12 protein-coding genes are annotated in these 14101 nt (G+C 42.0%); 6 read left to right on the forward strand and 6 right to left on the reverse strand.

Annotation, left to right across the window (positions count from 1 at the left end; all coding sequences use genetic code 11):
- The first annotated feature begins 82 nt into the window (after window positions 1-82).
- Window positions 83-1990 (forward strand): amidophosphoribosyltransferase, encoded by a 1908-nt coding sequence (locus ACTJKG_RS22560; RefSeq protein ID WP_440740466.1) that lies wholly within the window; start codon window positions 83-85, stop codon window positions 1988-1990.
- Between the two features lie 180 nt (window positions 1991-2170).
- On the opposite strand, the gene ACTJKG_RS22565 is transcribed toward ACTJKG_RS22560, so the two are convergent.
- Window positions 2171-2827: a LysE family translocator gene (locus ACTJKG_RS22565; protein WP_172336328.1), complete on the reverse strand. Its 657-nt coding sequence runs from the start codon at window positions 2825-2827 to the stop codon at window positions 2171-2173.
- Between the two features lie 170 nt (window positions 2828-2997).
- Between ACTJKG_RS22565 and ACTJKG_RS22570 the strand changes: the two genes are divergently transcribed.
- The 3 genes from ACTJKG_RS22570 (at window position 2998) to ACTJKG_RS22580 (ending at window position 5546) form a co-directional block, all read left to right on the forward strand.
- Window positions 2998-4629 (forward strand): MFS transporter, encoded by a 1632-nt coding sequence (locus ACTJKG_RS22570; protein WP_172336327.1) that lies wholly within the window; start codon window positions 2998-3000, stop codon window positions 4627-4629.
- Between the two features lie 92 nt (window positions 4630-4721).
- The gene (locus ACTJKG_RS22575) at window positions 4722-5174 is read left to right on the forward strand and encodes a deoxycytidylate deaminase (RefSeq protein WP_172336326.1); all 453 of its coding nucleotides are present in this window, start codon (window positions 4722-4724) and stop codon (window positions 5172-5174) included.
- A gap of 18 nt (window positions 5175-5192) precedes the next feature.
- Window positions 5193-5546 (forward strand): DHCW motif cupin fold protein, encoded by a 354-nt coding sequence (locus tag ACTJKG_RS22580; protein WP_172336325.1) that lies wholly within the window; start codon window positions 5193-5195, stop codon window positions 5544-5546.
- A gap of 88 nt (window positions 5547-5634) precedes the next feature.
- Here the strand turns inward: ACTJKG_RS22580 and cmk are convergent, their stop codons facing one another.
- On the reverse strand, window positions 5635-6309 hold the full coding sequence (cmk, locus tag ACTJKG_RS22585) for a (d)CMP kinase (RefSeq protein WP_172336324.1): 675 nt from the start codon (window positions 6307-6309) through the stop codon (window positions 5635-5637).
- Window positions 6310-6471: 162 nt separating this feature from the next.
- Between cmk and arfB the strand changes: the two genes are divergently transcribed.
- Window positions 6472-6879, forward strand: coding sequence for an alternative ribosome rescue aminoacyl-tRNA hydrolase ArfB (gene arfB / locus ACTJKG_RS22590; RefSeq protein ID WP_440740467.1), 408 nt, complete (start codon window positions 6472-6474; stop codon window positions 6877-6879).
- A 269-nt stretch (window positions 6880-7148) separates the two neighbouring features.
- On the opposite strand, the gene ACTJKG_RS22595 is transcribed toward arfB, so the two are convergent.
- Window positions 7149-8099, reverse strand: a complete 951-nt coding sequence (locus ACTJKG_RS22595) for a lipid A deacylase LpxR family protein (protein WP_172336322.1) — start codon at window positions 8097-8099, stop codon at window positions 7149-7151.
- A gap of 98 nt (window positions 8100-8197) precedes the next feature.
- On the reverse strand, window positions 8198-10672 hold the full coding sequence (gene lon / locus ACTJKG_RS22600; RefSeq protein WP_172336321.1) for an endopeptidase La: 2475 nt from the start codon (window positions 10670-10672) through the stop codon (window positions 8198-8200).
- Window positions 10673-11040: 368 nt separating this feature from the next.
- Here lon and ACTJKG_RS22605 point away from each other — a divergent pair, with 368 nt between their 5' ends.
- Window positions 11041-11682, forward strand: a complete 642-nt coding sequence (locus ACTJKG_RS22605; protein WP_172336320.1) for a tetratricopeptide repeat protein — start codon at window positions 11041-11043, stop codon at window positions 11680-11682.
- A 204-nt stretch (window positions 11683-11886) separates the two neighbouring features.
- On the opposite strand, the gene ACTJKG_RS22610 is transcribed toward ACTJKG_RS22605, so the two are convergent.
- Both ACTJKG_RS22610 and gpmI read right to left on the reverse strand, forming a co-directional pair.
- A complete protein-coding gene (locus tag ACTJKG_RS22610) occupies window positions 11887-12432 on the reverse strand; it encodes a hypothetical protein (protein WP_440740468.1) in 546 nt (181 codons plus the stop codon).
- 1 nt (window position 12433) lies between these two features.
- Window positions 12434-13957: a 2,3-bisphosphoglycerate-independent phosphoglycerate mutase gene (gpmI, locus tag ACTJKG_RS22615; RefSeq protein ID WP_440740469.1), complete on the reverse strand. Its 1524-nt coding sequence runs from the start codon at window positions 13955-13957 to the stop codon at window positions 12434-12436.
- Between the last annotated feature and the right edge of the window lie 144 nt (window positions 13958-14101).

Consider the following 14101-nt stretch of genomic DNA (forward strand, 5'->3'; position numbering starts at 1 on the left):
TATCCACAAACTACTGTTTAATGACAATTGATATGGGGATAGTTCATTATAAAATGATACCTTTGCAGCCTCATTCCAAATCATGAGCGATCAGATTAAACATGAATGCGGTGTGGCATTTATCCGCCTCTTAAAGCCACTGTCTTATTATCAGAAAAAGTACGGAACAGCTCTGTACGGCCTGAACAAGCTTTACCTTTTGATGGAAAAACAACACAACCGGGGCCAGGATGGTGCGGGGGTTGCTACCATTAAACTGGACATAGAGCCTGGCAAGCGGTACATCAGCAGACACCGGTCGATGGCATCAAACGCTGTTGCTGATATTTTTGAATATATCCAGAAGAAATTCGCGGATATTCAAAAAGAAAGTCCTGAAAAACTAGCTGATACCGAATGGTTGAAGGAAAACGTAAGCTTTACGGGCGAAGTTTTACTGGGGCACCTGCGATACGGTACTCACGGTAAAAACAGCATCGAAAGCTGCCACCCGTTTTTAAGGCAAAACAACTGGATGACCCGTAACCTGGTTATTGCCGGTAACTTTAACATGACCAATGTTGATGAGTTATTACAGCAATTGTACGACTTGGGCCAACATCCTAAAGAAAAAGCCGATACCATAACCGTTCTGGAAAAAATAGGCCATTTCCTGGATACAGAAAATCAAGGCTTGTTTGATCAATACAAACGAGAAGGTTTGGACGATAACATGGAGATCAGCAAGTTGATAGCCAATGATATGGATGTAGCCAAGATACTTCGCAAATCGGCCAAAAACTGGGATGGTGGTTATACCATTGCGGGTATTATAGGTCATGGTGATGCGTTTGTAATGCGTGACCCTGTGGGTATCCGTCCGGCTTATTACTATTATAACGATGAGATAGTTGTTGCTGCTTCAGAGCGCCCGGCTATCCAAACTGCCTTCAATGTACCTGTTGAAGATATTAAAGAGATCCGCCCAGGTCATGCACTTATCGTTAAAAAGAACGGTAAAATAACCGAGGACATGTTTAGCGAACCGCTGGAAAAAAAGGCCTGCTCCTTTGAGCGTATCTACTTTTCACGTGGCAGCGATTCGTCTATCTATCGTGAGCGTAAGCAATTGGGCAGATTGCTTTGTCCGCAAATATTGAACGCAGTTGATAACGATATCAAAAACACCGTATTCTCATATATCCCAAATACTGCAGAAGTCGCCTTTTACGGTATGGTTGAGGGGATACACAAGTACGTTAAAAAATACCAGCGTGATAAACTGCTTAACCGTGAGGATAAGATAAGTGAAGAGGAGCTAACAGAGGTATTGCAGATGGCGCCGAGGGTTGAAAAAATAGCGATTAAGGATGTAAAGTTGCGCACCTTTATTACCCAGGATGCCGACCGTAGCGAAATGGTAGCGCATGTGTATGATACCACTTACGGATTGATCAAAAAGAATACCGACACACTGGTAGTATTGGACGATTCTATTGTACGTGGTACCACGCTGAAGCAAAGCATCCTGAAAATATTAGACAGGTTAGGTCCTAAAAAGGTGGTGGTAGTATCCTCTGCTCCGCAGATCCGTTACCCGGATTGTTATGGTATCGATATGTCGCGTATGGGTGAATTCGTGGCTTTTGAGGCGGCTATCAGCTTACTGAAGGAGATGGATCGCGAAGACATCATTCTGGATGTTTACCAGAAATGTAAGGATAGTGCCAAGTTGCCAAAAGAAGAAGTGAAGAACTATGTAAAAGAGATCTACTCTTTGTTTACCGATCAGCAGATATCTGATCGCATAGCGCAGATCATCACTCCAAAAGATATCAAGTGTAAAGTTGAGGTTTTATACCAAACCCTGGATAACCTGCACATAGCCTGCCCGGATCATACCGGCGACTGGTATTTCAGCGGTGATTACCCAACCCCGGGCGGTAACAAAGTAGTTAACCGAGCCTTTGTAAACTGGATGGAAGGTAAAAACCAGAGAGCTTACATGTAAGCAGAGCCTCCTAACCCCCTGAAAGGGGGAATATGATATTCAAGGCGGTGAGTTTTAACTCATCGCCTTTTTTTGTTTTGCTGATTTTGATTTCAGTCGGAACATAACTGCTAACGGAGAAGAAATTGATTAATGGAAATAACACTCACTAATTCACTAATTCAATAATTAAAAAGAGGATTAACTTCCTGCCGGAGCCGAAAATACAAAGTGAGTAACCAGTTTATCTACCAATATCAAGGAGGCTATGATGAGCGCTATACCCGCTACCTCGTTAAGGCGGTGAACCAGTTTAACAGATATTTTGTCGCGCAGTTTATTGGCATAAAAAGCTTTGGTGATATCCATGCCAAACTGTACTATAAGTACCGTGGCAAACATCACCGCGATTTTAAAAGAGCGATGGGCTACACCTTCATGAAAAACCGTACTGGCAGTACCAATCACGGTAATCCAGTGAAATAGCAGGGTAGGGTTAAAAATGCACATCAAGAACCCCTTTAAAAAGTATCCGGCTCGGTTTATACCCGAGGGTACTTTGTTTTCATAGTTCACCTCGCCCTTTTTAAACAGGTAGCGTATCCCTACACTAAATAATATGATGCTTCCAACAACACCGGCTATGGTTTTGGTATGGTTAGATATATCAAAATATTGAGAGCCAAATAAAATTGCTCCCACGAAAACCACATCACTGCTAACTACGCCGAGTGCCAAGGCAACACCGGCATGAAAACCTTTTTCGATGCTGGTTTTAATAAGAGCAAAAAAGACCGGGCCAGTCAAAAACGTCAACACTAATCCTATCCCCAATCCCGAAATAACAGCTTCTATCATTATTTAGGCTTATGTTCCAAAATTTTGAACCATGCGAATATGCAATTTTATCTCTTAAACAACGAAACTTAAAATTGTGATTTATTTAATTTGAAAAAGAATAATAACATTTACAAAAATTGAATTATGTTTAGCGATTCAAAATACATTCTGTATAACTAAACTTAAAAATGGAACAAAAAGACAATAAAAATTACAGTTCGGCATTATACACGCTGATTACTGTGTTTTTCTTCTGGGGTTTTTTAGCCGCATCAAACGGTATCTTTATACCATTTTGTAAAACGCATTTTCATCTCACTCAATTTGAGTCGCAGTTGATCGATTTTACCTTTTATGGTGGATACTTTATAGGCTCATTAATACTTTACTTCGCATCACAGGCCAGTAAGGTTGATATCATGAATAAGTTGGGTTATAAAAATGGTATCATCCTGGGTTTAGTTATATCAGCCGTAGGCGCATTAGGTATGATACCTGCTGTGGCCAGTGGCGCGTTTGGTTTTATATTGGCGGTGTTTTTTATCATTGCTGTTGGTTTCTCTTTACAACAAACTGCTGCGAATCCATTTGTGGTGGCTTTAGGCCCTGCCGAAACAGGCTCCAACCGTTTGAATTTTGCCGGTAGTATCAATAATATAGGTGCCCTGTTAGGCCCGATAGTTGTGAGTGTGGTGTTGTTTGGTACTGCAAATTCCGAGGTTAAACCGGAAGTTAAAATATCGTCTATCAATAACCTTTACTACATGCTGGCAGCTTTATTTATAGCTGTGGCTGTGTTCTTCTGGTTCTCAAACCTGCCCAAAGTTACCAGCGACGAGAAAATTGAATCGAGCAAAAAAGCTAATACGCCGTTATTTATCATATTCATCGCGTTTTTATTGATACTAGCTGCCGACCCATTAAGCAATGCTATTGGTATCCCAAGCCAGTATTTTGTGTATGCTTCATTGGCTATTATCATATTTACGCTTGTAGGTACCATATTTGCCGCTAAACAAAGTAAAGAAGGTTGGGGCGCTATGCAATATCCGCAATTGATTTTGGGTATGCTGGCTATTTTCACCTACGTAGGTACTGAGGTTACTATTCAAAGTAACATGGGCTCTTTACTAAAAACTCCGGAATTTGGATCATTCAACGAATCGGACATTGCACCTTATATATCTTTATACTGGGGTAGCTTGATGATCGGTCGTTTTGCTGGTTCAATTGGGGCTTTCAACCTTTCTACGTCAACCAAGTATATTTTATACGTTCTTGTTCCGTTTGTAGCGTTTGGTCTGGTATTATTTGTAAACGCCATAACCGGTGTAAATGTAGGTAACCTGTATGTTTACGCGGTTTGTGTGGCAGTGCTTATTGTGGCCTTCTTTATCGGTCAGCAAAAGCCAACACGTACTTTATCTGTATTAGGTATACTTGGCGTTATATTTATGCTCATCGGTTTGTTCACTACCGGCAGGGTAGCCACTTTCGCTTTCATTAGCGGTGGTTTATGCTGCTCAATCATGTGGCCATCTATATTCTCATTGGCTATTACCGGTTTAGGTAAATACACCAGCCAGGGTTCGGCATTTTTGATCATGATGATCCTGGGGGGCTCAATTATCCCGCCACTGCAAGGTAAAATAGCCGATGGTGCAGGTAATGTTGTACCAGGCATGAGCGGTATCCATTTCTCGTACATTGTACCGGTATTGGGCTTTGCTTACCTGGCATATTTTGCATGGAAAGTGAGCCGTGAACTTCGCAGCCAGGGCATCGACCTTGACCATGTTGAAGTATCAGGCGGACATTAATATTTAGTTCATTAGTTCAATGGTTCATTAGTTTATTGGTAGCAAATTTGCCGATACTAATGAACCATTGAACTAATGAACCAATAAACTACATGAAACCAAGTTTCGATCATATTTTTATGAACCTGGCTACTGATCTGGCTAAGCGTTCACACTGCGTTAAAGCCCAGGTAGGCGCTGTTTTAACCCGCGACACCCGTATTATATCCATTGGCTATAATGGGCCGCCTGCACATACGCATAATTGCGATGAGGAATGGCCCGGCGAGGGTTGCCCCCGGGATTCAAAAGGAAGCTGCTCATTGGCACTTCACGCCGAAGAAAATGCCATACTATATGCCGTAAAAAATGGGGCTAAATTGGAAGGAGCTACGCTGTACACTACCTTATCACCTTGTCTGCCTTGTGCCCGCCTGATATTTTCGGCCGGCATTAAACACGTGTATTTTGATAAGTCATATGCCGAATACAAAGGTTTAGCCAGCGATGAAGGAGTTGATTTTTTGAATCACTTTGGTGTTAAAGCCGAAAAGTTTATTGGATAAGTAAATAATTCGCAAATCATGTACAATATACCTTTTCAAACTATTGACTGGGCCTCAGTTGGGAAAACAGAACACAAAGGAGAGACTGGAACCGCGTTTTGGCAAACTTTGTTGCTTGATGGGCTCAGAGTGCGATTGGTAGAATATTCTGCCGGTTACCTGGCCGATCATTGGTGCCAGAAAGGGCATATTGTGCATTGCCTGGAAGGGGAGTTTATAAGTGAACTTCAAAATGGCGAAGCGTTTACCTTAACTAAAGGAATGACCTATATCGTATCTGACGATCTGAGCTCGCACCGGTCTGTATCCGCGGCCGGTGTAAAGCTCTTAATTATAGATGGCAGCTTTTTAAAGCCCGACTCTTTAAGATGAAAGGTCAAAGGCGAAAGGGAGAAGGACTTTTCGCTTTTGATCTTTAATCTACACCTTTCGCCTTTGACCTTTATCCTTTCACCCTTACTTAAAGAATGAGCGGTTTTACCCTGTCCAGAGCAAAGTCCAGCTGTTGTTGTGGAGTTAGGTTGGTATTATCCAATATAATTGCATCCTCGGCCCTTACAAGCGGACTTTCCTCACGGGTGGTGTCCTGGTAATCCCGGTGGGCTATATTCTCAAATACCTCTTCTAACGTTATTTCGGGGTTTTTGTCCTTGATCTCGTTATAGCGTCTTTCGGCACGCACTTTAGGGTCTGCCGTCATGAATATTTTTACATCGGCATTCGGGAAAACGGTTGTGCCTATATCGCGGCCGTCCATCACGATGTTTTTAGAATGGCCCATGCGCTGCTGCTGTTTAACCATTTCTTTCCGCACTTCGCGAATGGCCGAAACCTCGCTTACTTTATCGGATACGGGCATCAAACGGATCTCCTCAGATACCTCTTCACCATTAAGGGTAATGTGGGTTTGATAATCGCGCGAATGAAAATTAAGGTGGATGTTTTCTAATGCCTCCTCAATTTGATCGTGGTTGGTTACATCGATATTGTTACGTAAAAAATACAAGGCAACAGCGCGATACATTGCGCCGCTATCTACATAAATAAAATGAAGTTTTTTTGCTAACGCTTTGGCCAGTGTGCTTTTACCACATGATGAATAGCCATCAATTGCCACTACTATGTTTTTACTCATAAGCGTAGCTAAAGTACAAATAATTGTGATTGATTGAGCAGGTGAGTGATTGATTAAGTTCATGAAATAGGTAGTTGCTTAGTTTGAATACTTTGTACATCCTGGAAACTACCCACTTAATCAACCATTCACCCAATCAACCTAAATAATTACCTTTGCCGAATGAACCTTACTAAATCAGATCTGCAAAAAGAAATTACTTATAAAACCTCGCGTAGCGGGGGTAAGGGTGGTCAGAATGTAAATAAAGTATCGAGCAAGGTGGAGCTTTTATTTAATGTGGATAGCTCCGCACTGTTTACCGAAGAAGAAAAATTACTGCTGAACGATAAATTGCAGAACCGTTTTAATAAGGATGGTTTTGTGCAAGTGATCTGTGATGAAGAGCGTAGCCAATACCTTAACAAAGAGAAAGCTATTGAACGATTGATATTATTACTTACTCGCGCATTACAGAAACCCAACGTGCGTAAACCAACCAAAGTAAGTAAGGCCGCAAAAGTCGCCCGCTTGGATGACAAAAAGAAACACTCCGCCAGGAAAGAAAACCGGAAAGTTGATTTTGATTGAGCCCTGAAAAGGCGACAATAATTTTGTTAAAAAGTGGGTTTACATGGTTTACACTTTTTACCATTAATATTGGATTAACCAATTGACTATCAATAGATTAATTATTTTTCTTGATAAAAAGTGTAAACCATGATTTTGTCGAATTTTGTCTGAATCAGAATTCTCAGAATTTGTAAATTAACAGAATTGGTCTTCATTCTGTTAATCCTTGAATTCTGTAAACAGCGAAGCCATCAACCAAGTTAATTCTGATTCAGAAGATAGATCATTTATTTAAACCGATACGCACCGGTAATGCTGGCCCATTGATGCGACCTAAGCATCTGCTCCGCATCTTTAGTGTGGAAAACAGCCGCCACGTCAAAAGTAAAACGACTGGTAGTAAAGGCTACCCCAACCTGGTTGCTGAATATAAAAGGCTTTTTGTTTAACGTAACCTCCAGGCTGCCTGGGTCATTGTTTTTGTTAAACAGGGGGCCTTGTATAGTGGCATCATACAATACACCGTTGATTTGCGGTTTATAGTAAAAAAAGATCTCATGCGCGTGCAACAAACCGGTTTGATCGGCCAGGGAAGTTGTACTTTGGGTACTTACCGAATTGAAAAGCTGGTTAAAATTGCCCAGACGGATCAACGGACCTAAACCTGCACCGGTAAACCCGTTACCCAGGTTGGCATATGAGGTAAAACTCAGGTCTACCCATGATGCCCTGGCCAATAGTTTATTATACTCGGCGCCTAAATTAAGTTCTACGTTGTTTTTTATCTGGTACTGCCAGCCATTGAGGGAATAAAAGCCGAAAGTATTATGAATGAATTTCTGTATCGGTTCGCCGCCTGCGGCTGGTCCTACAATGCCTACCTGTGCGCTAAGCTTGATGTTACTTTCGTTTTTATATAAAAGGTTGAGTGTTGACCCAATGTAGGAGTAGGCCGCGAAAGGCCTGTCTATGTATGAGGCATTAGGTACATAGCCCGATTGAGGATTGTACATTTTCTGACCGATCTCAAACCCTAAAACCTTGTTCTGCAAATCACCATCGGCTTTTAAAGCTTTACGGTAATAAATAAAGATACCATTGGTATAATACCTGTCTGAGCCCTGACCCAGGTACCCATCATTATCAGTTTGTATAGCAATTTCGTGACCGCGGGTTTGCGCAAATAAACTGATGGAACCCAACAGGCACAACAGTGTGAGGAATAGTTTATTAGACATTAGGTTGTAAAATATATCAGCGCCTAATATAGAAAAATTGAGCTGATTTATGTATGCACAAAAAAAGAGGGGTTAAATTATTTTTAACCCCTCTTTTTTTAATTAGCTATCGGCTTTTCGTCTTCCTTGACGGTAAGATCGATCGGATGACTTACCTTTTCATCCAGGAGTGCCAGCGCGATAACCTCGCGCATATCCGCTACATAATGAAAGCTTAGATCCTTGATATAATCTTCTTTGATCTCCAGAATATCTTTCTGGTTGGATTTACATAGAATGATCTCTTTAATATTGGCGCGTTTGGCTGCCAGTATTTTTTCTTTGATACCACCTACGGCTAAAACACGGCCGCGCAGGGTGATCTCGCCGGTCATGGCCAGGTTAGGTTTTACCTTACGTTGGGTAAATGCCGAAACCAGGGCGGTAAGCATGGTTATACCAGCCGATGGGCCATCTTTTGGTGTAGCGCCTGCAGGTACGTGCACATGCACATCCCATTGGTCAAATAACTTCGGGTTGATGTTGAAATAGTCGGCGTGTGCACGCAGGTAAGCTAAGGCGATAGTCACCGATTCCTTCATCACATCGCCCAGGCTGCCCGTTAAGGTTAAACGTCCTTTACCCGGGCTTAAACTAGCTTCAATGAACAGGATATCGCCGCCAACCGATGTCCAGGCCAGACCTGTAACTACACCGGCAACGTCGTTACCTTCATAAAGGTCCTTATCATAGATAGGGGCACCCAGTATTTTTTCGATATCTTTCTTGTTTACCACGGGATTGTATTCCTCTTCCATGGCAATGTTTTTGGCTACACCGCGCACTACCGAACCTATTTTTTTCTCCAACGCGCGTACACCCGACTCACGGGTATAGTCAACGATGAGCTTTTCCAATACATCGGTTTTAAGGCTTACATCCTTTAGTTTTAAGCCATGGGCTTCGCGCTGTTTGGGTAACAAATGTTGTTTGGCAATCTCTATCTTTTCTTCAATGGTATAGCCATTTACTTCGATGATCTCCATCCTGTCTAAAAGAGCCGGCTGAATGGTACTTAATGAATTGGCTGTAGCGATGAACATCACGTTCGACAGATCGAAGTCCATCTCCACATAGTGGTCATAAAAAGTGCTGTTCTGTTCAGGGTCGAGTACTTCTAATAAAGCCGATGATGGATCTCCACGGAAATCGTTACCTACCTTATCAATTTCATCCAGTATAAACACAGGGTTGGCCGCACCTGCTTTTTTAACTGATTGTATGATACGGCCCGGCATCGCACCAATATAAGTTTTGCGGTGCCCCCTTATTTCGGCCTCATCACGGATACCGCCCAAGGCCATACGTACATATTTACGTCCAAGCGCTTTAGCTATTGATTTTCCCAGGGATGTTTTACCAACTCCCGGAGGGCCCACCAAACAAAGTATAGGGGCTTTCATATCGTGCTTTAACTTAAGCACAGCCAGGTATTCAATAATACGTTGTTTTACTTTATCCAGGCCAAAATGGTCTTTATCCAACACCTTTTGTGCCCGTTTAAGATCGAAATTATCTTTGGTGAACTCATTCCAGGGCAGATCCAGTAACAACTCAAGATAGTTGATTTGCACCGAATAGTCTGCAGCTGCCGGGTTGGTTCTGGCCAGTTTTTCGAGTTCCTTAGCAAAATGATCTTTTACTTCCTTGGCCCACTTCTTTTTCAAGGCACGTTGGCGCAGGTCATCAATTTCCAGATCGGGTGAATTACCGCCCAATTCTTCCTGGATGGTTTTTAATTGTTGATTTAAAAAGTAATCGCGCTGCTGTTTATCCAGATCAACACGTACTTTGGTTTGGATCTGGTTTTTAAGCTCCAGCATCTGCAAATCAAGCGTGAGGTGTTCCAATACCATGTTGGCCCGCTCGCGCAGGTTGGCAACCTCCAGCAGGCGTTGTTTGGCAGCCATATCTGCATTCATGTTTGATGAAATAAAATTGATCAAAAATGAAGTGCTTTCGATATTTCGGATGGCTATACCGGCCTCGCTCGGGATATTGGGCGATAATTGTATAATGTTCATGGCCATATCTTTAATAGACGATACCATGGCTTTAAATTCCTTATCCTCTTTGGCCTTTATTTCTTTAAAAGGTTCAACAGTAGCTTTTATATAAGGCTCGCTTTGTACTTCATCTTTTAAAACAAAACGCTTTTTACCCTGAATGATAACTGTGGTGTTACCATCGGGCATTTGTAGCATTTTGATGATGAGGGCAATGGTGCCAATTTTATTTAACTGGTTAAAATTAGGGTCTTCTATCCCCACATCCTGTTGCGCAACTACCCCAATCATGCGATTGCCTTTGTTGGCGTCACGTATCAGTTTAATTGATTTGTCTCTGCCAACCGTTATCGGTATTACCACACCCGGAAATAGAACGGTGTTACGTAAAGGCAATATGGATAATACCTCCGGCATTTCCTCATTGTTCATTTCCTCCTCGTCTTCGGTAGACATTAGCGGAAAAAACTCTGAGTCTTCGTTTATAACCGGTAGCGCATTTTTAAAATCGAATGGATCAAAAGTCATTAATTATATATTATATAGATAAAACCGTCATGTTGTCAGCCTGCATTACTATGAGGCTGTAAAATACAGGTAAAACCACGGTTGTTACTTGTTGTAACCTATGTTTCAAGAGCTGTGCCAAGATATGGTTATAATGCTTAACAAGCAATATGGCAGTATATTGGTTTGCCCGTTTGTTTATTACAAGTGACTTATAAGTTAATCAATTAAATGAGAAATTATTGATAAATATGAAAAAAAGTCATACTATAGCCTTCTGGAATTTTTTTGAAAACGATATTTTTTTAAAGAAAAGTACCGTTTGGCATAATAATTCGATGTAATGGTAGTTATTGTTATACCGTTTCTGTTTCACTATTAATAGCTAAATGAAGTTATCGGTCATTGTATCTTTTCTGATTATGTCCTCGCTCGAAACAGCAGTGGCACAAAGTGCCTATGTAAAAATGGGACAGCAGGCCTTGATGGATGGCGATTTCAGATCGGCGGTATCTCACTTGGAGAAGGCCTGTATCACAGATTCAACCAACGCCAACGCGCTGTGGATGTTGGGCTACTCTTATTACCATAGCGATAATTATAAAAAATCAATAGCTGCTTATACCCGTGTTATTGCCATAAAACCTGCGGATGCTTCGGCCTATTATTACCGGGCCAGGGCAAAAAGCTACCTAGGGAAAGATAACCAGACGTCGCCTGCGGATAAGGAATTATACCTGTTAGGGGCAATTGTTGACCTGACCAAGGCCATATCTATCAGCAGCGACCCAAATGATAGTAAATTCTACCAGAACAGGGGACTTGCTTACCGTGATTACGGATTATTTAAACTACAGAATAACTCACATTTCTACGATAGGGCAAGGGGTATAAATTCCCTTAAAGCATCTATAACTGATCTTGAAAAAGTGCTGAACGATAACCCCGGAAGAATGGATATTGCCAATCTGATCGATCAGTCAAAAGATAAACTTTCACAGGCTGTTAGCCCTGCAGTAGCCCGCCATTAAGGGGGATTTTTAGATTTCTTGGATTATTGGATTTTTAGACAGAGGATCAAAGATCTCTAGACTATAGAATTTTTGGACTTTTGAGACAAAGGAGAAAGCCCCCAAGATTTCATTGGGAATAGAACAAATTTAGTTTTACCTTTTTATTCCCCCATCTAACACTCCTAAAATCTAATAGTCTAATAGTCCCAAAATCCAATAGTCCTACTTAACCAAAACCCCTTCAATACGATAATTGTTACGGCCCATTAACCGCACTTGCTGCCATTTTTCAATCAGATAGGCCGAATCTGGGAAATAGCTTAATTTTTCGCGGGTTTCATACAGCAGGTTTTTGGTATGATTAAAAATGAGCACCCATTTTATTTGAGCACCATTTTTTCTGATCACGATGCGCGTAGTACGCAGATCGGGGTATTTGGCCTGATATACGATCAAACTATCGGTGGTTTGAACCTTGTAGCTGTTTTTCCAGGCTGGCCGGTTAATATCTGATTGGATGAACAGGTTTAACTCCTGTCCCCAATTGGTAATATGTACAGTTTTATTTTCTGTTACACCGTTATGGGTTACGGTTTTATTAACCAGCGGATTTAGTTTGGTGAGCTTTGCGGTATCAGTTTTGAAAAAGCCGCTTATATCGACGTATTTGAGTACAGCGCCGCTTTGCTTGATATCCGGCCTGCATGATGGCAAGCCGGATATAAGCAGTATACCGCCAAAAAAAGCGGTTATGGGTAGTAATCTCAATTTATACCAATACATTCCCGGTCATTTCCGCAGGGATAGCTACGCCCAGTATACTTAAAATGGTAGGGGCAACATCGCCCAGTTTACCATCTTTTACATGTTTCACATCTTTATCAATAATAATACAAGGCACCAGATTGGTGGTATGCGCTGTATTTGGCGAACCATCTTCGTTAATCATATAATCGGCATTGCCATGGTCGGCCAGGATGATGAAGGAATAACCATTGGCCAAACCTGCTTCAACCACAGCTTTGGTGCAGGCATCGGCAGTTTCGGCGGCTTTAACCACAGCGCTGAAAACACCGGTATGACCCACCATGTCGGTATTGGCAAAATTAAGACAAACAAAATCGGGCCAGCCGCTTTCCAGTTCAGGAATGATAGCGTCACGAATACCTGCCGCATTCATTTCGGGTTGCAGATCATAAGTGGCTACTTTTGGCGATGGCGCCAGTAAGCGTTTCTCGTTATCAAACTCTTTTTCGCGACCGCCAGAAAAGAAGAAGGTTACGTGTGGGTATTTCTCCGTTTCGGCTATTCTGATCTGTGTTTTACCCGCGTTCTGCAAGATCTCACCCAGTGTTTTGGTCAGATCCTCCTTGTTAAATACTACCTGTACGTTCTTAAAGGTTTCGTCGTACGGGGTCATGGTGATGTAGCGGATAGCCAGCGGGTGCAGATTATATTCTGGGAATGATTTCTGCGTTAATGCTATACTGATCTCGCGACCCCTGTCTGTACGGAAATTGAAGCAGATCACCACATCACCCTCTTTTATAACGGCCAATGGTTTGCCATCGGCATCAACACGTACAATTGGTTTTATAAATTCATCGGTTACACCTTCTTCGTATGATTTTTTGATCAGGTCTGTAATGTGCTGGGTTGCTTCTCCCTCGCCGTTAACCAGCAGGTCATAGGCCAGTTTTACCCTTTCCCAACGATTATCGCGGTCCATGGCATAATACCTGCCAATAGCAGATGCGATCTTTGCATCAGATCCATCGATATATTGCTCCAGATCGGTAACAAAGCCTAATCCCGATTTAGGATCAGTATCGCGGCCATCTAAAAAAGCATGGATGTATACATTTTTAACATCCAATTGCTTCGCGGCATCGCACAAACCTTTTACATGCCTGATATGGGAGTGAACCCCACCATCAGAAACCAGGCCGATGAAATGTACATCGCGGTTGTTTTGTTTGGCATATTCAAAAGCATCTTTCAGTACCGGGATGGTTGGCAGTTCATTATCGTCAACCGCTTTATGTATGCGCCCCAACTCCTGGTAAACTATGCGACCAGCGCCCAGGTTCATGTGCCCAACTTCTGAGTTGCCCATTTGCCCTGCGGGTAAACCTACAGCGGTTCCGGATGCTTCGAGTTTTGAATTTGGATATTGCTGCAGCAAACTATCAACAAAAGGAGTGTTTGCGGCAAGTATAGCGTTCGACTGGTCGTTACGGCCATAACCCCAGCCATCAAGAATAATTAATGCGAGTTTTTTTTGATTTTCCACATCGCAAATATAAAGGCAACGCTGTACTTTATATGATTATTTTTTTAATTTCGGTTTACGGAATATACTATTCATGATTTGATAATAATTGTCTGTAAAAACAGTTATATCTTATTTGAAGGTCAATAGCCCCGTTGATTCTAA

This window comes from Mucilaginibacter sp. 22184 (genome assembly GCF_052045695.1).
Classification (GTDB): domain Bacteria; phylum Bacteroidota; class Bacteroidia; order Sphingobacteriales; family Sphingobacteriaceae; genus Mucilaginibacter.

What these genes read in the sequence shown, in the direction of transcription:
- ACTJKG_RS22560 (WP_440740466.1), top strand. Translation starts at nt 83, where the DNA reads ATGAGCGATCAGATTAAACATGAATGCGGTGTGGCATTTATCCGCCTC.
- ACTJKG_RS22565 (WP_172336328.1), bottom strand. Translation starts at nt 2,827, where the DNA reads ATGATAGAAGCTGTTATTTCGGGATTGGGGATAGGATTAGTGTTGACG.
- ACTJKG_RS22570 (WP_172336327.1), top strand. Translation starts at nt 2,998, where the DNA reads ATGGAACAAAAAGACAATAAAAATTACAGTTCGGCATTATACACGCTG.
- ACTJKG_RS22575 (WP_172336326.1), top strand. Translation starts at nt 4,722, where the DNA reads ATGAAACCAAGTTTCGATCATATTTTTATGAACCTGGCTACTGATCTG.
- ACTJKG_RS22580 (WP_172336325.1), top strand. Translation starts at nt 5,193, where the DNA reads ATGTACAATATACCTTTTCAAACTATTGACTGGGCCTCAGTTGGGAAA.
- cmk (WP_172336324.1), bottom strand. Translation starts at nt 6,309, where the DNA reads ATGAGTAAAAACATAGTAGTGGCAATTGATGGCTATTCATCATGTGGT.
- arfB (WP_440740467.1), top strand. Translation starts at nt 6,472, where the DNA reads ATGAACCTTACTAAATCAGATCTGCAAAAAGAAATTACTTATAAAACC.
- ACTJKG_RS22595 (WP_172336322.1), bottom strand. Translation starts at nt 8,099, where the DNA reads ATGTCTAATAAACTATTCCTCACACTGTTGTGCCTGTTGGGTTCCATC.
- lon (WP_172336321.1), bottom strand. Translation starts at nt 10,672, where the DNA reads ATGACTTTTGATCCATTCGATTTTAAAAATGCGCTACCGGTTATAAAC.
- ACTJKG_RS22605 (WP_172336320.1), top strand. Translation starts at nt 11,041, where the DNA reads ATGAAGTTATCGGTCATTGTATCTTTTCTGATTATGTCCTCGCTCGAA.